Below are 20,672 nucleotides of genomic sequence, written 5' to 3' on the forward strand. Positions count from 1 at the left end.
ATTGCAAGATTACTTTTCATTCTCCAATTGATAGATTGCTCCCACCATATCTTTAAAAATAGGTGTAACTTTATTCACTTTGCTATCAGTCTCTAGATCAACAACAACTAAAGCATATCTTGGATTCTCATACGGAAAATAACCTGCAAACCAGCGATTCACCCTCGTCCCTTTCCCCGTTTGCGCTGTCCCGGATTTTCCAGCGACACTTAGTGGCAACGAACGGAATGCCGTTCCTGTTCCTTTCTCCCTTGTTACAACGCCTCTTAATAACTCTTGTAATGTTTTCACTGTTTCATACGAAAGCTGTTTTCCATTTAACGTATGGCTCTCAAATGTAAAAAAATCCGCTCCATTTTTATATACTATTTTTTCAACAGCTTTCACTTCCATCTTTTCTCCATTCCTCGCAATCGTCGCCATCATATTGGCAATTGCTAGAGGTGATATACGTACATCTTTCTGTCCAATCGCTGTTTGTTCTACCGCTTTTTTATTACTTTTATTTTCTTCATTCCCCCAAATAGTAGTGCCTTTCTCTTCTGACATTTGCTCAAAATGAGGTGTATGAAATACAGAACCTTTCCATCCAACCTTTTCATTTGCTCCTAGAGCTGCTACGTATGTTTCTAACACCGTCCTATCCTTTTGTAATAGCTCGTTACCTAACTCGGAAAATGTCCTGTTACAGCTCCTAGCAAAGCTCTCTTTAAAGTTAAGCGTACCCATCCTAACTTGCGGGTCGTTTTCACCATATAAATCTTTATTACAGTTAAATGTCCGATTAAACAAATTTACTTTTTGATCAATGACTGCAACTGCAACTACTGTTTTAAAAACCGAGCCTGGAAAATGTGGCGTTAACATTTGATTTTCAAGTGTAGTTTTATATAAATTCTCATCCCTTACTTGTAAAGACGGCTTACTAACCATCGCTAATATTTCATTTGTCTTTACATCAAGTAATACTAATCCCCCCTTCTTTATTTCGTTTGCTTCAATCACTTCTTCTGCTTTTTGCTGCAACTCTTTATGTAAAGTAGTTTGAATCCTAACTGGATAAAATGGATTTCCTGGTGAAGTGTATTTCGCTTGCTTTCCGAAAATTGGTTCTCCTTGCCGATCTACTTGATATAATACTTTTGCCTCTCCATCAGTCAATAGAAATTCATCAAATGATTGCTGTAATCCTGAAATACCTATCGGCGTTTGTTTTGAAATTTTTTTCAATTCTCCATATCGCTTTTGAAATTCCCTTTCGTTCTCCCCTACATCACCAATTAAATGACTTATCTCTCCAGTTTGTTTTAATCGCACTTCAGCTGCTACAATACCTAATACATGTAATTCATTTACCTTCTCCATCTGCTCTCGTGTCACTCGAAATGGAGCAGTTTCTCCTTGTAGGGTAAATGCATTTTTGTTATTTTTCATTTGTCTTCTAATCTCTTGTCTCGACACACCAATGATATGCGCGATTTTCTCTAACATGTCATTTTTTATTTGTAAAAATGGAAAAATAATTAAAACAGGATATTTTTCCTCACCTATTTCTTTACCATTACGATCTATAAACTGCCCACGTCCATCGTCTACTGTAATGGATTGTGTGCGTTGCGTAACACTTTTTTCAATTAAATTTATTTTGCGATCAGTAAATGATTCTGTATCTATAATTTGAATTTGGATTAAACGACAAAGCAATAAAAACATAACGCTCATAAAACAAATTAAAACAATTGTAATTCTCCGTTTTATTTTCATAAAAAACACCTCGTCTATTGTAGTTTAGACGAGGTACTATTTTATTTATACAAGCTCCAAAACAAAAATAGATATTATATAAAGCTATTATTGTTTTTTTGGCTTCTCTAAAAATTTCGTAAGAAGCGATTTAAATTCAGTTTCATTCACTCCAGTGTTTTTAGCAACTTCAATTACAGTAGTTGTTACATTAGCCGCTACTTTTAAATAGTCCTTACTGAAATTATCCATTTCATTTCTTTTTTCTTTTGCATTCTCAACTGTTACAGAATCAATACAAGTAATCATCTTATCTACAATATGTAAATAATTATTTTGTGCATCTATTATTTTTTGAACGTCATCTTTATTACTTACTTTCGATTGTTTTAAATATGTATATGCTTGATTCACTTCATCTTTTAAAATTTTATCATTATTTTTCGCCTGTTCTTGTAACATATTCTTCATATCATCTATTGTTTTTTGATCCATCGAATCTCGCAATAAATAATCTGGATTCCCAATCGCATAATCGTACTTAATCGTTACATCTTGAAATATTTTCATCACAATAGCTAATTGATACGCTACATCAAAATCATTGAATTCCTTTTTATCTTGTGGATTTGCTAAGGCTTTTGAACTCTCAGTTGCTTTTGAACTCTCAGTTGCTTTAATATCCTGTTTTTCTTCTTGCTTCACTTTTTCTCCCTTTGATGATGTAGTTTCCTCTTTCGTTCCGCAGGCAGCAAGTCCTAATATAGAGATACTACAAACCAATCCTGTAAAGATTTTATGTTTCATAATTAGCCCCTTTTCCCTTTTGAAACCTATATTCTCCAATTATGATATCAAAGTTTAAAATGTTTTTTTGACATTTTTTGTCGAATCACTCCCAGGTTTACACAATTTTTTCTATTCTACAGATAAAGTGAAACTTTAATTAGCCCTCACCAAGCGGGCGTTTACGAGCAGTCCGACGCCCACCTAACTTCTTTACTTCCGCTGAAGTTTGAGATAGTGGTCTTACTGCCTGGCAAATAGCGGGATAAAAAAAAGATTCTCCCGATAGGAGAATCTTTTTTTTATTTTACAGAGACAATCTCTACTTGCATTTCTCCGCCTGGTGTTTGGATTGTTACTTTCTCACCAATTTGCTTACCTAATAAGCTTTTTGCGATTGGAGAATCGTTAGAAATTCTTCCTTCAAATGGGTCAGCTTCCGCGCTACCTACGATTGTGTACGCTTCTTCATCTCCATTTGGTAATTCTTTAAATGTTACTGTTTTACCTAATGTAACAACAGTAGATACTTCGCCATTATCTTTAATGATAACTGCGTTACGAATCATATTTTCTAATTGTGTAATACGTCCTTCTACGAACGCTTGCTCATCTTTCGCTGCATCGTACTCAGAGTTCTCAGAAAGGTCCCCGAAGCTACGTGCGATTTTAATACGTTCTACTACTTCTTTACGTCTTACTGTTTTTAATTGCTCAAGTTCGTTCTCTAGTTTTTGCTTACCCTCTTGCGTCATAGGGTATGTTTTTTCTGTTGACATATTTTCCACTCCTTTTATATACCAATCCCCCGAAAAAAAGAGGAGTTCCATATGAAAACTCCTCCGCTTCCATTGTTAGCGGAGGTTTCTAGTACCCTTGCACTAGCGGAGTTGTCACATACAACCCCGTATTTCCAATTCTTCTTTATATAAAGAAGATATGTATGGAAAGTTGATATAAATATGCCCTCACCTATATATAGATGAGGTTGCATGTTTCATTGTATTCGATAGGAAGGGAAAAAATCCCTTCCTACCGTATATCTTTTACTATGCTATTACAAATTTACTTTTTGTTCAAGAATTGTTGCAATTTTTGTCACCATAATATCAATTGCAACGTGGTTTTGTCCACCTTCAGGGATAATAATATCCGCAAATTTCTTAGAAGGCTCAATAAATTGATTGTGCATTGGACGTACAACATTTACGTACTGATCAATAACTGAATCCATCGTACGACCGCGCTCTTTAATATCACGCTGCATGCGACGCAGAATACGAAGGTCAGCATCCGTATCAACGAATAATTTAATGTCCATTAACTCGCAAAGACGTGGGTCTTCTAAAATAAGAATTCCTTCTAAAATAATTACATCTTTCGGCTCAACTGGAATAATTTCTTCTGAACGCGTATGCAATGTATAGTCATATACAGGCTTATCAATTTGCTCATATGCAAGCAACTGCTGCAAATGTTCAATTAACAGATCATTATCAAACGCAAGCGGATGATCATAATTTGTTTTTAAACGCTCTTCCATTGGTAAATGGCTTTGATCTTTGTAATAATAATCTTGCTCTAAGATTAAAATAGAATGACCTTTAAAATGGTCAAAAATCGCTTTCGTTACACTCGTTTTACCTGATCCCGAACCACCAGCAATTCCAATTACAACAGGCTTATTCGTCCCCATTCGACTATCACTCTTTCTTATTGAAGTATGCTTTTGCGCATCATATTATTCACATACACTCGTTGATCCACTTTGAATTTCACGATTTGCAACGGATGTCTCGCTGCATCTAATTCGTTTCCATCCTCATCCCAAATTTTCTCCACCGTTTGCGTAAAGTTTTCTATTTCTGGTCCAAAGAACTCCACTTCATGTCCTGGTTTGAAATGATTACGTTGCTCAATCGTTACGATGCCCGTTTCTTCATTATAATCTAACACTAAACCAGCAAAATCATACGTTGTTTTCTTACTATGATTTCCAAACATTTGCTCTTGATGTCCTGGAACCCCTTCAAAGAATGCAGGAGCTGTATCACGATTTGCACATTTATCAAGCTCATCTAACCATTCTTGTTTAAACTCAAAGTTATCTGGATCCGCACAATAAGCATCAATTACTTTACGATATACAGTTGCTACAGTCGCTACGTAATGGATTGATTTCATACGTCCTTCTACCTTTAAGCTATCGATTCCGATTTCAATCATTTTCGGAATTGATAAAATTAAATTTAAATCTTTTGGACTCATCGCAAAGTGAGCATCTCCTTCTTGGAATAGAGGAAGCTCTTTTGCATCTTTATGTTGTGATACTGTTTGAACTAAATCATAATCCCAGCGGCAAGATTGGCAACAACCACCACGATTAGAATCACGCGCTGTCATATGGTTACTTAATGTACATCTTCCTGAATATGCGATACACATTGCACCATGTACGAATGCTTCAATTTCAATATCCACTTTTTCTTTAATTTCTTTCATTTCTTCATAGCTTGCTTCACGAGCTAATACAAGACGATGTAAACCTTCTTCTTTCCAATACTGTGCTGCTTTCCAGTTGGATAGTGATTGCTGTGTGCTTAAATGCACCTCAACAGAAGGCGCTACGCGTTTACAAGTCTCAATGATAAGCGGATCAGCAACGATAATTCCCGTTACGCCAGCTTTTTCAATCCCTTTTAAATATTCCTCTAGCCCGTCCATATTTTCATTATGTGCAAAGATATTTGTTGTTACGTATATTTTTGCTCCATACTTCTTTGCAAACTCAACGCCTTCTGCCATTTCTTCTAGCGTAAAGTTACCTGCATTCGAACGAAGACCAAATTCTTGTCCACCTAAATATACAGCATCTGCCCCGTAATGGATAGCTACTTTTAATTTTTCTAAGTTACCCGCAGGGATTAACAGTTCAGGTTTCTTCACAATAACACGTTTGCCATCGATCACTCGTGAAATTTCTTGTACAGTCATTTCCTACACCCTCCTCGTTTAGTAAACCGTTTCTTTAAAGAAGAATCCTGTATCTAACGGACGATTTACTGGTTGCATTTCTTCTATTTCTTTATATAGATCATCTTTCACGTCATAATATGCACCACGATCTTCTACGCATAAATCAATCGCTTGACGATATTTCTTCGTTACTTCAATAATGTATTCAGAGCTTTTTAGTACACCGTCGATTTTTAAGCTATCAACTTCAGCTTCGATTAGTTCCTCTAATTCATCGATGAAACAAATATCGTTCGGACTCATAATGTGAGTACCATTTTCATCTTCATAAATTGGATATTTATTGTTACGCTCTGGGTCATATAAGAACATATTCTCTTCATATTTTTTCTTTTCAATGTCAAGATTACGTCCTTGATACTCAAAGTAGTTTCCTACTAATGAACGCTTCGATTGGAACATACAAGTCATACCGTGAATTTGTACTTCTAGTTCCACTTCAGCATTTTCTTTTAAATCAACAATTTCATCTAAGCTCAGCTCACGAGCTAATACAGCGCGCTTCGCTCCTCTTTGTCCCCAGTAGTTACAAGTGAACCAGTTTGTTGCTGTCGTTTCTGTATTCCAGTGCAACTGCATATTTGGTGCTACTTCGCGAACAGCCATTAATACCGCTGGATCTCCGAAAACAATTGCATCTACATTTACTTCGTTTAAAAATGAAACGTAATCTGTTAATTCTTCTACTTTATCGTTGTGGAACATAGCGTTCATGGCTACGTATACTTTCACACCATTTTCATGTGCAATCTTCACAGTTTGTTTTACATCTTCACGTGAAAACTCCCCTGCTAAACGTAAACCAAACTTTTGCTCACCGATCATTACCGCATCTGCTCCTGCTTTCGCAAGAGGTTCGATATCCGCCACCGCTCTTGGCGTTACTAACAATTCAGGTTTCTTCATACCTTGGTCACCCTCTCTTTTTACTAACAGCTACTCCATCACCAATTGGGAAAATCGTTGTATCATATCCTTCATGATTCATAAGCCACTCATTGTACGTCTTAATACGACGGATTAAACCACGTGTACGTCTGTTTTCAATTTTCTCTTTTGTCGTTACAAGACCGTGATACATAACATTATCTGAAATAATTACTCCACCAGGATTTAATAACGGTTCATATAAGTCAAAAAAGCGACGATACTGTCCTTTTGCTGCATCAATAAAAATAACGTCAAATGTCCCGTGTTCTTTTACTTGTTCACCTGTCTCTAACGCATCACCGTAAATAACTGAAATACGATCTGTTACTGGGGAACGTTCTATATATTCAAGTGCTTTTTCATATCTCTCACGATTGCGCTCAACTGTCACAATACGTGAATTTGGAATAGCTTGCATCATACGAATACTAGAATAACCGATTGCTGTTCCAAGTTCTAAAATGCTTTTCGGTCCAATTAAACGTAAAAATTGCAGCATAAATTCCATTCCAAGTCGATCCATAATCGGCACATGATTTTCTGTTGCATATTCTTCCATTTCAAGAATTAATTTATCTTTCGGATCAATAAATGATAATAGGTACTCGTTAACTGCATCCTCCATAAATGGTCCTCCTTATTTACATGGAGAAGTGCCTCTATGACGTCTTTTCACACATAGAATGCAATAAAAATACAAGCCAGCTTTACCCTTAGCTTGTACGTCCCGTTTTGATATTAAAAACGATTCTTCTGCCAGTTTTTAACCCGATATATTTTACCACAAAAAAGAGGGATGTGCGACTTTTTTCGCTATCCCTCCCCATTTCACTGTTTTTTCGTAATGTATTTTTGCTTTAATGCATTATGCTCTTCTAATGTTTTCGCATAATACACTTCACCACTTGGTGCAGCTAAGAAATAATAATAATCTGTTTGCGCAGGTTCTAACGCAGCTTCCACTGAATGTTTACCAGAGTTTGCGATCGGCCCTACCGGCAATCCTTTTACAACATACGTATTATACGGTGAGTTGACCTTTAAATCTTCGTATAATACACGTTGTTTATGCTTTCCAAGTGCATATAATACCGTTGGATCCGTTTGAAGTGGCATGCCTTTTGTTAAACGATTATAAAAGACACTAGAGATCTTTTGACGATCTGTAAAACCAGTTGCCTCTTCTTCAATAAGTGAAGATAATGTTAAAAGCTGATGAACATCCCAATTCTTCGCTTTCATTTTCGCCTCATTTTGAACAATGATTGCATTTGTTTTCTCAAGCATTGGAATTACAATTGCTTCTAACGTCGTATCTTTCTTATAAAACGAATACGTTGCAGGATATAAATAACCTTCTAATGGGTATTTAATATTACTATCAAAGATTTTATCTGTTAATAACTTCGGATACTTTTGCTGCATTTTTTGAATAAATGCTTTATCGTTTAATTGACGCGTAACATCATCTTTATTCCACTTTAGTTCTGTCGCAATCGTTTCTGCAATTTCAGTTACTTGCGCCCCTTCTTTAATCGTCACTTTATAAAGAGCTGGACGATGCACGTTGCCAGATGACATTTGTTCGATCACATCTTCAGCATTCATTGAAGGATTTAATAAATATGTACCTGCTTGTAAACTTTTCGATTTAGCCTTTGTATAAAAACTAAAAACTGTACCGTTTTTTACAGCGCCTTTTTCTTCTAAAATTTCTCCAATTTTACTTGTAGATGATCCTTTCGGAATTTCTACTTCAATCTCTTTTTTATTCCCGCTATCAACTGGTCCTAATGCGGATGAAATATACGCATAGACTGAACCACAAACTAAAAGCAGTGCAATAATCGAAAATAAAAAGATGCGTCTACGCTTCTTTTTCACTTGATTCTCTATCAAAACATTTCCTCCTTACTTAATTGTAGACCGTATGTACACCTTTCTATACAGCACGATGTAAAAACGCAACAAATTCACTTATCTTTTTTAATTGATACTTTATTTTTCTACAATCCGTCTCATTATACTACAAAGACTTACACAGTTTCGACAAAAAATCTTTCATTTTACATATAAATACAAAAAAAAGATGGACTGTATGTCGTCCATCTTTTCAGTACTTATTATTCAGCTTCTTGCTCATCAGCAATAGTGTTAAACGTTTCTTGTACCATTTCCCACTCTTCTTCTGATTCGATTGGAAGTAAAACTCCGCCCTCTTCTTCATTTTGCTCATAAGCCATTGCATCATAAATTGGGTCTCCATCTTCATCTACCTCACCGATTGGAGAGAAGATTACGTATGATTTTTTACCAAATTTGTCAGCATCAAAAGTGAAAATAATTTCACATAAATGTTCGTTACCTTTTTCGTCTACAATTGTAATTTGACGTTCTTCCATTTTGGTCACCTCTTATTTTCTATCTAAAAATCCTTGTAAGATTACGACTGCAGCCATCTTATCGATTACTTGTTTTCGCTTCTTACGACTTACATCAGCTGAAATGAGTAGACGTTCCGCTGCCATTGTTGACAAACGCTCGTCCCACATTACAACGTCTAATTGTAACAGCTCTCGTAGGTTTTCTGCAAATTGTTGGCACGCTTCACCACGTGGGCCAATTGTACCATTCATATTTTTAGGTAAACCTACTACTATTTTGTCCACATTGTACTGCTTTACTAACTCAGAAATACGATCAAAACCAAAGTGACCTCGTTCTTCGTTAATCTTAATTGTTTCTAATCCTTGTGCTGTCCAGCCCATCTCGTCGCTAATTGCAACTCCGACTGTTTTTGTACCTACATCTAAACCTAATATCCGCATAAACTACTCCTCACGATGATGTTTCAAGTAAGACTTCACAAGCTCTTCAATTAACTCATCACGTTCAAGCTTGCGAATGATGCTACGTGCATCTTTATGGCGAGGTATGTATGCTGGGTCTCCACTTAATAAATAACCGACGATTTGGTTAATCGGATTATAGCCTTTTTCTTGAAGTGCATCATACACAGTTAAAAGTACATCATTTACATGGACACTCTGTTTTTCATCTTGAATGCTAAACTTCATTGTTTTATCAAAACCGTCCATTTCAAGCACCTCACTTATATAGTAAGTATAGGGAGAAGAACTTCTCCTCTCCCTACCATTGTACACTACTATCTCTTTATTTTGAAACAGATTTAACGTACTCTTGTACAAATGCTAAAGCTTCTTCGACTTGAGCTGGGTTTTTACCGCCTGCTTGTGCCATATCAGGACGGCCACCACCGCCACCGCCGCAACGAGAAGCTACTTCTTTCACAAGTTTACCAGCATGGTAACCTTGGCTAATTAAGTCTTTCGTTACACCTGCTAGGATGTTTACTTTATCGTCATTAACAGACGCTAATACAACAACTGCTGACTCTAATTTATTTTTCAGATCATCCATCATCGTACGTAAGTTGTTCATATCTGCAACATTTACTTTCGCTGCTAATACATTCACACCATCAACTGTCATTACAGAATCAGTTAAGTTTCCAGCTTCGATATTGCTTAATTTCGCAGCAAGAGATTCATTTTCTTTTTGCAGTTGTTTCACTTCAGCAAATAGACCATCAACTCTTGTTAAAATATCTTTCGGATTTGTTTTCATTTTTCCTGCTGCTTCTTTTAATAAACCTACTTGATCGTTCATTAATTCGTATGCAGACTTACCAGTTACTGCTTCAATACGACGAGTTCCTGCACCAATACCAGACTCAGCAACGATTTTGAAAATACCGATAGAAGCTGTATTATCAACGTGACAACCACCACAAAGCTCTAAGCTGTAATCGCCAACTTGTACAACGCGTACAACATCTCCGTATTTTTCACCGAATAATGCCATTGCGCCCATTTCTTTCGCTTCTTCGATTGCTTTTTGAGAAATCTCAACATCAATACTTTCCCAAATTTTTTCGTTTACCATACGCTCAATTTTTTCTAATTCGTCAGCTTGTACTTGACCGAAGTGAGAGAAGTCAAAACGTAGACGTTCAGAAGTTACAAGAGAACCTGCTTGGTTAACGTGTGTTCCAAGTACGTCTTTTAATGCTTGGTGTAGTAAGTGAGTTGCTGTATGATTTTTTACAACGCTACTACGGTTTTTCGTATCGATAATAGCTTTTACAGCCGCATCTTTCGTTAATGTACCTTCTTCAACAACAACTTTATGCAAGTTTTGGCTGTTTGGTGCTTTTTGTACGTCTTTTACAAGAACTTTCACACCATCTGCAAGAAGGTAACCACGGTCTGCAATTTGTCCACCACTCTCAGCATAGAATGGTGTTACATCAAGAATTAACTGTCCTTCTTCACCAGCTTGTAAGCTGTCTGTGTATTCGCCGTTTTTCACAAGTGCAACAACGTTACTTTCTGTTGCAACTGTACCGTAACCAACGAATTCGCTCGCTACTTTAATTTCTCCAAGGACACCACCTTGAACTTGCATAGAATCAACGTCTTGACGAGCAGCACGTGCACGCTCACGTTGTTTTTCCATTTCATTTTCAAAACCTTCATGATCAACTGTCATGCCAGCTTCTTCTGCATATTCTTCTGTTAATTCAATTGGGAAACCGTATGTGTCATATAGACGGAACGCATCTACTCCAGAAATAACAGTTGTTTTTTCTTCTTTTGCTTTTGCAATTACTTCAGCTAAAATCGCTTCACCATCATGAAGTGTTTCATGGAAACGCTCTTCTTCGTTCTTCACAACTTTCGCAATGAAATCTTTCTTTTCAAGTACTTCTGGATAGAAGTCTTTCATTACTTCTCCAACAACCGGTACTAATTCAAACATAAATGGACGGTTGATGTTTAATTTCTTCGAATAACGAACAGCGCGGCGTAATAAACGACGTAATACATAACCACGGCCTTCGTTAGATGGAAGAGCACCGTCACCAACAGCGAATGTTACTGTACGGATATGGTCAGCAATTACTTTGAATGCCATATCTTTTTCTAAATCGCCATTACGATATTTTTCACCAGAAATTGTTTCTGTTGCACCAATCATCGGCATGAATAGGTCTGTATCAAAGTTCGTAGGTACATCTTGAACGATAGATGTCATACGCTCTAGACCCATCCCTGTATCAATGTTTTTCTTAGGAAGTGGTGTATATGAACCGTCTGGATTATGGTTAAATTGAGAGAATACAAGGTTCCATACTTCTAAGTAACGCTCGTTTTCTCCGCCTGGATATAATTCTGGGTCACTAAAGTCATTACCGTAAGCTTCTCCGCGATCATAGAAAATCTCTGTATTCGGTCCACTTGGCCCTTCACCGATATCCCAGAAGTTTTCTTCTAAGCGGATAATACGCTCTTTTGGAACGCCCATTTTCTCATTCCAAATTGTGAATGCTTCTTCATCTTCTGGATGGATTGTAACTGATAGTAATTCTTTATCGAATCCGATCCATTTGTCGCTCGTTAAGAATTCCCAAGCCCATGTAATTGCTTCTTCTTTGAAGTAATCACCAATTGAGAAGTTTCCTAACATTTCAAAGAATGTATGGTGACGAGCTGTTTTCCCTACGTTTTCAATATCGTTTGTACGAATTGATTTTTGAGCATTTGTAATACGTGGATTTTGTGGGATTACACGTCCATCAAAATATTTTTTTAATGTAGCTACACCACTATTAATCCATAGAAGAGATGGATCTTCATGTGGAACTAGTGATGCACTAGGTTCTACTGCATGTCCTTTTTCTTGGAAAAAGTCTAAAAACATTTGACGAATTTGTGCGCCTGTTAGTTGTTTCATTGTATTTTCCTCCTTAAATATAAAAAACTCCCGTCCCTATAAAAGGGACGAGAGTTAACTCGCGATACCACCCTAATTATGAATTGATTACAATAACAATCAATTCATCACCTCATGGTGCCGTAACGTGGCAAGACGGCAGTGATTAGCTGCTCTCAGGATTAGCTTTCTGTTACCCTTCATTTAAAGCTTCTTTCAGCCATATGGAAGCTTCTCTCTATAAATGGACTGTAACGTACTTGTTCCGTCATTGATTTAATGTATTATATGACTAAATATAATAGAATTCTCTTAAGTTTGTCAATGTAGATAATCATTTATATTGTATTAATTGCTTATTAATCATAGGTATTCTACTATTCATTCTTAACAGCCTTTTCATATATTATGCGTTTATTAACAAATCGGAATCTCCTTATAAGAATGATTTATAAAAATTTCTAAATATTACTTTTTTTGCTACAATTAAATTATTGTTAATAAAATAAAGGAGCTATCACAATGACAACCTTACTTAGCAAAGCTAAAAACATATTAGCGACTGACGAAACGATATTATTTTACGCAGCATGTTCATTAGACATATTTATTTATCGTTCCGTCGCAAGGCCAGGATTGCTAATTTTAACGAACAAAAGACTATTCTTTTATGGGCCAGATGTAAGTAAGAATCCAATATTTGAAGAGTACTCTTTCGCAAAAATTTCTAATCTAAAAGAACAAAAGCGTCTTTTCAACAATCAAATTATATTTATGTATGATAACGAATGGAAAAAAATAAAACATATTCAAACAAATGATGTGAGCTCCCTCGTTCAAAAAATACACGAGCAACTTTCTAAATAAATATATGATTAGCCCTCTATTTCTTACATAGAGGGCTTCTATACTTACACATCTTCTTTTTTCAAGAGCGGTCTCACATGAACAATGACAGTGCGAATAACTGCTAAAATCGGAACCGATATTAGCAATCCTACAATCCCAGCTACCTCTCCCCCAACTAGTAAGGCAAGCATAATAATAACGGGATGCATACGAAGTGACTTACCAACGATGTAAGGCGATAAAATGTTACTCTCCACAAATTGCAAAATCGCAATCGTGATCCCCGCCTTAATAAGTAAACTCGTTGATACTGTTGCTGCAATCATTAACGTCGGGATCGCTCCTAAAATAGGACCGAAGTATGGGATTATATCCGTTACCCCAATAATAATGCCAAGCAATAATGGATATTTCATACCGATAAACCAAAAAGAAAGAGCTGATACTCCCCCTAATACTAAACAAACAAATAACTGTCCTCGAATATAGCTTCCAAGTGACTTATCAATTTCTTTCGCAAGCATTTGCCCCGTACCTCGCCATTTACTTGGGACTAGTTTCCAAAAGATATGATAAAACTCACCATAATCTTTTAATATGTAAAATACAATAAACGGTATTAAGAAAATAATGAGCAATGAATCGAGTACACCACGAGCTGTACTCATCACTTTATTTAAAAGCGCTTGAATCTTCGTTTCCACACCCACAAAAAGTTGCTTCACCTTTTCATGAATGAACGAAGGGAAATTCGCTGTTTGTTCTGTAACGCCATCCATCCACGAATCGTACATCTTTGTAAACTGGGGAAATTGTTCATTAATCTCTTGTAACTGTTTAATAACAACTGGTGTTCCTTTATAAATCCCATAACCAATTCCGCCAAAGAAAAGGATATAAATGAGCAAAATGGCAAGTGTACGGGGCATCCCTTCCTTATGAATTTTTTCAATTAAAGGGTGCAATAAATACGCAATAAAACACGCGATAAGAAACGGCGTGATTGCTACTTTAAATACAAAAATAATCGGTGCCCATAGCGGCTTAATTTTTAAAAAGACGAGCAGACAAAGAAAAACAAGTAACAATAATCCTAAACGATATATCCAAATGATTTTAAGATTCTTCACATGAAAAACCTCCTCCACCTTTATTTTGAAAATAAATGGGGTAGGTTATGTGCGAAACTTTTAAAATCTTTTCATACGGACCATACTGTTTTTTAAAGACGTACATATAAATAACATAACAAGGACAACCACCCCTGAGAATACAGCATGAATTAATATAATCAGGAGGGCTAATTATGGTTTTGTTTATGCTTGGATTATCAGCACTTTTTATGATTCTTGAATGGATTTGTATCGGGTTCGGTATTTGGAAGGGGTTCTTTATTCATTCCTCACGTAAAGAAAAAGCGAAGCAATTATGGCAGTATGGAATACTTGGCGTTGGCTGCTACGGTCTATCTTATCTTTTCTCAGAGATCGGACTTTTTTATTTGCATATGGGTGCATAAAAAAACTCCCTTGTCTACAAGGGAGTTTTTCAATTTATCGAAATGATTATAAGTAAGACTTAATCATCTTACGTGCTTTTTTCATATTGCGTTTTGAAAATACATCTTGTTTACGAGCATATTGATATGCTGCAGCTCCAACACCTAATGCGATTAATGAATTGCGTAGATTCAAAGTAAATCCCCCTTTTCGTTATCCGATCGTTCTTTCATTCTCATCAAATAAATCATCAAGAGAGCTTAATGAACCGTCTTCCTCAACTTGATGTGTATGGATTTTCCCCTTTGAAACCGATAATTCGATATAACAATTCCAGCAATAAAATTGGTTGACACCTATTTTTCCAATGTCTTTCCCTTTGCAATTTGGACAAATGAACATATGGCTTTCATCTCCTTACAGTCTCCCAGATTCTATTCGCCATTATGTCCAAACTGCATTCATTTATACATTACTGGAGCCTTTCAACGCTATGCGTTTGAAAGTTTCACTATATAATTTCACCTTGTTACATGAAATCATACGGTGAAATGTTTTCCACGTCCATTTCCTCGCCATTAACTGTGACCATCTGTACTTCTCCTTGTGATTCTTGCAAGCGACTAGCTAAAGTTGTTTGACGCATTGCATCATCAAGGCGATTTACACCAGATTGGAAAGCTGCTTCCTCCCCGCAAATAATAAGGAACTTCTTACTTCTTGTAATACCCGTGTAAATTAAATTACGACGTAACATACGGTTGTAACTTTTCACGATTGGCATAATAACAATCGGAAATTCACTACCTTGTGATTTATGAATGGAACAACAATATGCATGCGTAATTTGATTTAAATCGGGCTTCGTATACGTTACCTCAATTCCATCAAATGAAACGATAATCATATCTTGTTGCTCAACGTTTTCTTTTGCATAAAACACCGAAACAATTTCCCCAATATCACCATTAAACACTTGGCTCTCCGGCTGATTCACGAGTTGCAGTACTTTATCACCTCTTCGGTACACAACATCACCGTAAGCAATTTCTTTACTCTTTTCCCTCTTCGGATTAAATACTTGTTGCAGCGCTTCGTTTAATACATTAATACCAGCAGGCCCGCGGTACATCGGTGCTAATACTTGAACATCCCTTGCACTAAAGCCTTTTGTTTTAGCATTTTCGCAAACTTTTTTCACAACCTCAACAATTTGAGCCCCTGTACAGCTGATAAACGAACGATCTTTTTTGTTTTGCGCTAAATCTGGTGGTAGAGTTCCATTTTTTATCGCATGGGCAAGTTGAATCACTGATGAGCCTTCCGCTTGACGATAAATTTCAGTAAGCTTCACTGTCGGAACTGCGCCTGCATTTAATAAATCTTTTAATACTTGTCCAGGTCCTACAGATGGCAACTGATCTTCATCACCTACAACGATAACTTGAATATTCGTCGGCAACGACTTAAATAGCTGATTTGCAAGCCAAATATCAACCATTGAAAATTCATCGATAATAAGGAGCTTACCTTGGACAGGATCCGTTTCATTACGCTGGAAAGATCCTTCTGGCGTCCAACCAAGTAAACGGTGAATTGTGCAAGCTGGAAGTCCTGTCGATTCACTCATCCGCTTCGCTGCTCTTCCTGTTGGAGCTGTTAATAGTATTGGAAATGGATTATCATCACTGTATTCATTCGGATTTAACGATAATCCGTGAAGTGACGCATACATTTCAACAATCCCTTTAATAACTGTTGTTTTCCCTGTTCCTGGTCCACCTGTTAATAACATCATCGGTTTATGAAGTGCCGTTTGAATTGCTTCTTGCTGAAACGGTGCATATTGTACGTTCAGTTGTTCTTCAATTTCACCTAACGTTTTTAACACTTCCGCTTCTGGAAATGAAGGTGTTTCTTCTTGATTCATAAGCCTGCGAATAGACTTTACAACACCTTTTTCAGAGTAGAATAACGTCGCTAAATACACTCGTTCTTCTTCTATGATGACTTTCCCTTCACTTTGCATCGTTTCAATACAACCTATAATATCTTCCTCAGTCACTCTTCCTTCTTGATTGTTTAAAAGTGACATCGTTTCTCTTACAAGTTGATCTTTCCTCATATAAACATGACCAAGTTGTAATGAGACATTCTCTAATGTGTAAAAACATCCCGCTCGTACACGGTCGTCATGATTACCCGATATCCCTAACGCACGCCCTATATCATCCGCTCTTCCAAAACCAATCCCGTCCACTTCTTCAATAAGTTGATACGGATTATTACGAATCACTTCTAATGTCATCTCTTTATATTGCTGGTAAATCTTAATAGAAAGTTTCGTTCCAAAACCGTAGCCATTTAAAAAGCTCATTACTTTCTCTAATCCTTGATGTTCAACAATTGTCTCATATATTTCCTGAGCCTTTTGTTTATTAACAACACCATTTAATGCCTCAGGGTCATCCATAATTTTAGAAATAGCATGTTCTCCGAGATGGTCCACAATTTTTTCAGCTGTACGCTTTCCTATCCCTTTAAATAAATCACTCGCTAAATATTGCACCATACCTGCTTTTGTTTGCGGCAATTCTTTTTTAAATGTTTCAACCATATATTGTTTTCCATACTTTGGATGGTCCTTAAAATGACCAGTCAATGTAAACACTTCATCTTCATGCATGCGGGGAAAATGACCGTTTATCATTACTTTCTTTTCGTCATACGTTTCATTCGTTTCAATGACTTTCATACTGACAACGGAATAGAGGTTTTCTTCGTTGTGGAAAATGGTATGAAGAACTTGCGCTTTTATAAACTTTTTCTCTTCCTCAAACAAATCCATTGCATGTTGATTTCCCATCTTTCCTCTCCTTTCCGATATTTTCACTTTAATGAGCAGTACATCCCCCACCTTTTTAGATGAGGGATAACTACCCATTAAACTATATTTTTATCTTATTCAGCTTCTTGCTCTAATAAACGAACGCCATTACCCGCTAAAAAGTGATCTGGCTGAATTTCAGTTGCTTTCTTAAATAAAGCGAGAGCCTTCTCATTATTTTCCTCAAATACGTACGCAACACCTAAATTGTAATACGCATCTGCATGCTCTTCATCCATTTCTAATACCTTTTCAAAATAAGGTTTCGCCTCTTGAACATGTTCTAATCGCGCGAAGCAAAGTCCGCACTGGAATACAGCTTCTACATCGTTTTCATCTAATTCTGTTGCTCTTTGTAAGAATGGTAGTGCAAGACGATCATTTCCAAGCTGTACATGTGTGATACCTAACATAAATGTTACATCAGCTGATTGTAATCCAGCTTGCATTGCTTGTTCAAATACAGCTTTCGCCTCAGTAAATTGCTCTTGGCCATAATATACATTTCCTAAACCATAATAGGCAGCTGCAGATTTATCATCTAACTCTAGTGCGCGTTTATAAAATAAAATCGCTCGCTCGCTATCACCTAATACGTCTAATAAATTTGCAAAATTAATGTATCCAAGCGCATCTTTCGGATTTTCTTCGATTGCTTCTGTAAAATTTTTAGCTGCTTCTTCCCAGTTTCCTTCTTGCATATATTGAATACCTGTTTCAAGTTTGTTTGACATTTCCTTCACCTCTACAACAAATTATAACAAAGAATGTATTTTCCAAGCGAACGAAAATTCGCTTTATGTAAAAGAAACCTCTAACCGCTAATCGGCAGAGGCTTCTCGTTTATCCTAAATAATCCAATTTCTTACCACTACGGTATACTTCATCAATTGTAGCACCGCCTAAGCACTCATCTCCATCATAGAAAACGACTGCTTGTCCTGGTGTAATTGCACGAATTGGCTCATCACAAAGAATACGAACTGTATTTTCATCAACGATTTGAACCGTTACTTTATTGTCTTCTTGACGATAACGGAATTTCGCCGTGCACTTAAATTCTGTTTCTTTTTCTTTGTTACTTACCCATCCTACATTCGTAGCAATAACTTCATCACCATATAGAAGTTCGTTATGGAATCCTTGATCAACATATAAAATGTTTTCTTTTAGATTTTTCCCAACAGCAAACCATGGATCACCATTACCACCAATTCCAAGGCCATGACGTTGTCCAATTGTATAATACATTAAACCGTCATGCTTCCCTTTTACTTCACCAGATAATGTTTGCATTACACCTGGTTGTGCCGGTAAGTAGTTACTTAAGAAATCTTTAAAGTTACGCTCACCAATGAAGCAAATACCTGTACTATCTTTTTTCGCCGCTGTCGCTAAGCCAGCTTCTTTCGCCATTTCACGAATTTGCGGTTTCTTTAATTCACCTAACGGGAACATTGTTTTTGATAATTGCTCTTGGCTTAATTGATTTAAGAAATATGTTTGATCTTTATTGTCATCAACGCCGCGAAGCATTTTATATTCGCCGTCCATATAAGCAACGCGTGCATAATGGCCTGTTGCCACATAATCCGCACCAAGCGCAATTGCATGCTCTAAAAATGCTTTAAATTTAATTTCTTTATTACACATTACATCTGGGTTTGGTGTACGACCAGCTCGATACTCATCTAAGAAGTACGTAAATACTTTATCCCAGTATTGTTTTTCAAAGTTTACTGCATAATACGGAATACCAATTTGGTTACACACTTCAATTACATCATTGTAATCTTCTGTTGCTGTGCAGACACCATTCTCATCTGTATCATCCCAGTTTTTCATAAAAATTCCGATTACATCATAACCTTGCTCTTTTAATAAAAGTGCTGCTACAGATGAATCGACGCCACCGGACATTCCGATGACAACGCGTGTTTCGTGAGGTAGTTTGTTCATCATGTCACCTCCCATGCTAATTTTGTGTTAATCGCTTCACGATTTTCACTGTTTCGTACGCCGCTTTTTCAATTTGCTCTTTCGTATTTCCAAGTCCAAAACTAAAGCGTACGGATGAACGTATTTGATCGGAGTCTTTTCCAAACATCGCTACTAATACATGTGATGGATCAATCGAACCAGCTGTACAAGCAGAACCGCTTGATACTGCAATGCCAGCAAGGTCTAAGTTCACAAGAAATGGTTCAATGTTCATTCCTGTAAAACTTACATTAAGTACATGCGGTAAGCGATGTTCTAAGTTTCCGTTTACCTCGAAAGTAATGCCTTCATTTTTGAAGACAGATACCATTATATCTTTAAACTCTTCATATTGGGCATTTTTTTGCTCACGAGTTTTTTCAGCTATAAGAATTGCATGCTGAAGCCCAGCAATACTAGGCACATTTTCCGTACCAGCACGGCGTTTTCTTTCTTGCTCTCCGCCTATTAATAACGGTTCAAATTTCACATTTGCACCAGCGTATAAGAACCCTACACCTTTTGGCCCATTAATTTTATGAGCTGAAATTGATAATAAATCAATTCCAAACTCTTTCACATTAATTTCTACTAAACCGTAAGCTTGTACCGCATCTGTATGGAAATAAGCTTGATGATCTTTTAGCAACTTTCCTATTTCCACAATTGGTTGCATTGTCCCTACTTCATTATTCCCAAACATAACAGATACAAGAATCGTCTCTTCTGTTAATGCCTTTTGTATGTCAGAAACTTGAATAAGCCCTGTTTCATCGACAGGTAAATATGTCACTTCAAACCCTTCACGCTCTAACAATTCGCACGTATGCAAAATCGCATGATGTTCAATTTGCGTCGTTATTATGTGGTTACCTTTATGACGGTTCGCACGTGCTACACCGATAAGCGCTAAATTATCAGCTTCTGTACCACCGCTCGTAAATATAATTTCATTCGGATTCGCATGAATGCTGCGTGCACACACTCGTCTCGCCTCATCTACTGCATGGCGAGTTTGACGTCCATAAAAGTGAATACTAGACGGGTTCCCGAATATTTCTGTCATATATGGAATCATCTTTTCGACCACTTCTGGGTGAGTCGGAGATGTCGCAGCATGATCTAAGTAAATGCGTTCCATTAAATCTCCTTCTTTCCAAATCGTT

Annotated in this window: 21 protein-coding genes and 1 other annotated feature; of the genes, 2 read left to right on the top strand and 19 right to left on the bottom strand. The window is 36.8% G+C overall.

Features of this window, described 5'->3' with window-relative positions:
- Nucleotides 1–9: 9 nt before the first annotated feature.
- From GD442_RS21470 to alaS, 12 genes are all read right to left on the bottom strand, one after another.
- Complete coding sequence (locus GD442_RS21470) at nt 10–1,764, bottom strand: peptidoglycan D,D-transpeptidase FtsI family protein (RefSeq protein ID WP_159365192.1); 1,755 nt, start codon at nt 1,762–1,764, stop codon at nt 10–12.
- An 87-nt stretch (nt 1,765–1,851) separates the two neighbouring features.
- On the bottom strand, nt 1,852–2,550 hold the full coding sequence (locus GD442_RS21475) for a hypothetical protein (protein ID WP_000680872.1): 699 nt from the start codon (nt 2,548–2,550) through the stop codon (nt 1,852–1,854).
- Between the two features lie 281 nt (nt 2,551–2,831).
- Nucleotides 2,832–3,308 (bottom strand): transcription elongation factor GreA, encoded by a 477-nt coding sequence (gene greA / locus GD442_RS21480; protein WP_014894880.1) that lies wholly within the window; start codon nt 3,306–3,308, stop codon nt 2,832–2,834.
- Between the two features lie 278 nt (nt 3,309–3,586).
- Nucleotides 3,587–4,225 carry a uridine kinase gene (gene udk / locus GD442_RS21485; RefSeq protein WP_000537078.1) on the bottom strand — a complete coding sequence of 213 codons (639 nt, stop codon included), beginning with the start codon at nt 4,223–4,225 and terminating at the stop codon, nt 3,587–3,589.
- 17 nt (nt 4,226–4,242) lie between these two features.
- Complete coding sequence (locus GD442_RS21490) at nt 4,243–5,523, bottom strand: peptidase U32 family protein (protein ID WP_000217974.1); 1,281 nt, start codon at nt 5,521–5,523, stop codon at nt 4,243–4,245.
- Between the two features lie 18 nt (nt 5,524–5,541).
- Nucleotides 5,542–6,471: a peptidase U32 family protein gene (locus GD442_RS21495; RefSeq protein ID WP_075677870.1), complete on the bottom strand. Its 930-nt coding sequence runs from the start codon at nt 6,469–6,471 to the stop codon at nt 5,542–5,544.
- 7 nt (nt 6,472–6,478) lie between these two features.
- Nucleotides 6,479–7,120 carry an O-methyltransferase gene (locus tag GD442_RS21500; RefSeq protein WP_000389102.1) on the bottom strand — a complete coding sequence of 214 codons (642 nt, stop codon included), beginning with the start codon at nt 7,118–7,120 and terminating at the stop codon, nt 6,479–6,481.
- Between the two features lie 203 nt (nt 7,121–7,323).
- Nucleotides 7,324–8,394 carry an endolytic transglycosylase MltG gene (gene mltG / locus GD442_RS21505; RefSeq protein ID WP_000572134.1) on the bottom strand — a complete coding sequence of 357 codons (1,071 nt, stop codon included), beginning with the start codon at nt 8,392–8,394 and terminating at the stop codon, nt 7,324–7,326.
- Nucleotides 8,395–8,618: 224 nt separating this feature from the next.
- Nucleotides 8,619–8,897 (bottom strand): DUF1292 domain-containing protein, encoded by a 279-nt coding sequence (locus GD442_RS21510; RefSeq protein ID WP_000392730.1) that lies wholly within the window; start codon nt 8,895–8,897, stop codon nt 8,619–8,621.
- A gap of 12 nt (nt 8,898–8,909) precedes the next feature.
- Nucleotides 8,910–9,323, bottom strand: coding sequence for a Holliday junction resolvase RuvX (gene ruvX, locus GD442_RS21515; protein ID WP_001221192.1), 414 nt, complete (start codon nt 9,321–9,323; stop codon nt 8,910–8,912).
- Between the two features lie 3 nt (nt 9,324–9,326).
- Nucleotides 9,327–9,593: an IreB family regulatory phosphoprotein gene (locus tag GD442_RS21520; RefSeq protein ID WP_000348590.1), complete on the bottom strand. Its 267-nt coding sequence runs from the start codon at nt 9,591–9,593 to the stop codon at nt 9,327–9,329.
- Between the two features lie 76 nt (nt 9,594–9,669).
- Nucleotides 9,670–12,312 carry an alanine--tRNA ligase gene (alaS, locus tag GD442_RS21525; RefSeq protein WP_075677868.1) on the bottom strand — a complete coding sequence of 881 codons (2,643 nt, stop codon included), beginning with the start codon at nt 12,310–12,312 and terminating at the stop codon, nt 9,670–9,672.
- 40 nt (nt 12,313–12,352) lie between these two features.
- Nucleotides 12,353–12,572, bottom strand: a binding site (T-box leader).
- 241 nt (nt 12,573–12,813) lie between these two features.
- Between alaS and GD442_RS21530 the strand changes: the two genes are divergently transcribed.
- A complete protein-coding gene (locus GD442_RS21530) occupies nt 12,814–13,158 on the top strand; it encodes a PH domain-containing protein (protein ID WP_000209578.1) in 345 nt (114 codons plus the stop codon).
- 44 nt (nt 13,159–13,202) lie between these two features.
- Here GD442_RS21530 and GD442_RS21535 read toward each other — a convergent pair whose 3' ends face one another.
- The gene (locus GD442_RS21535) at nt 13,203–14,270 is read right to left on the bottom strand and encodes an AI-2E family transporter (protein WP_000793128.1); all 1,068 of its coding nucleotides are present in this window, start codon (nt 14,268–14,270) and stop codon (nt 13,203–13,205) included.
- Nucleotides 14,271–14,446: 176 nt separating this feature from the next.
- Between GD442_RS21535 and GD442_RS21540 the strand changes: the two genes are divergently transcribed.
- Nucleotides 14,447–14,659, top strand: coding sequence for a hypothetical protein (locus tag GD442_RS21540; RefSeq protein WP_000242535.1), 213 nt, complete (start codon nt 14,447–14,449; stop codon nt 14,657–14,659).
- A 46-nt stretch (nt 14,660–14,705) separates the two neighbouring features.
- On the opposite strand, the gene GD442_RS21545 is transcribed toward GD442_RS21540, so the two are convergent.
- From GD442_RS21545 to GD442_RS21570, 6 genes are all read right to left on the bottom strand, one after another.
- The gene (locus GD442_RS21545) at nt 14,706–14,834 is read right to left on the bottom strand and encodes a YrzQ family protein (protein ID WP_001053553.1); all 129 of its coding nucleotides are present in this window, start codon (nt 14,832–14,834) and stop codon (nt 14,706–14,708) included.
- A gap of 18 nt (nt 14,835–14,852) precedes the next feature.
- Nucleotides 14,853–15,041: a hypothetical protein gene (locus GD442_RS21550; RefSeq protein ID WP_000469281.1), complete on the bottom strand. Its 189-nt coding sequence runs from the start codon at nt 15,039–15,041 to the stop codon at nt 14,853–14,855.
- 127 nt (nt 15,042–15,168) lie between these two features.
- The gene (recD2, locus tag GD442_RS21555) at nt 15,169–17,505 is read right to left on the bottom strand and encodes an SF1B family DNA helicase RecD2 (RefSeq protein WP_000528082.1); all 2,337 of its coding nucleotides are present in this window, start codon (nt 17,503–17,505) and stop codon (nt 15,169–15,171) included.
- Between the two features lie 95 nt (nt 17,506–17,600).
- Nucleotides 17,601–18,260, bottom strand: coding sequence for a tetratricopeptide repeat protein (locus GD442_RS21560; RefSeq protein ID WP_000066409.1), 660 nt, complete (start codon nt 18,258–18,260; stop codon nt 17,601–17,603).
- 109 nt (nt 18,261–18,369) lie between these two features.
- Nucleotides 18,370–19,485 (bottom strand): tRNA 2-thiouridine(34) synthase MnmA, encoded by a 1,116-nt coding sequence (mnmA, locus tag GD442_RS21565; protein WP_001038010.1) that lies wholly within the window; start codon nt 19,483–19,485, stop codon nt 18,370–18,372.
- 16 nt (nt 19,486–19,501) lie between these two features.
- A complete protein-coding gene (locus GD442_RS21570; RefSeq protein WP_000439881.1) occupies nt 19,502–20,647 on the bottom strand; it encodes a cysteine desulfurase family protein in 1,146 nt (381 codons plus the stop codon).
- Between the last annotated feature and the right edge of the window lie 25 nt (nt 20,648–20,672).

The sequence above is a fragment of the Bacillus sp. A260 genome (assembly GCF_009861435.1).
GTDB lineage: Bacteria > Bacillota > Bacilli > Bacillales > Bacillaceae_G > Bacillus_A > Bacillus_A cereus.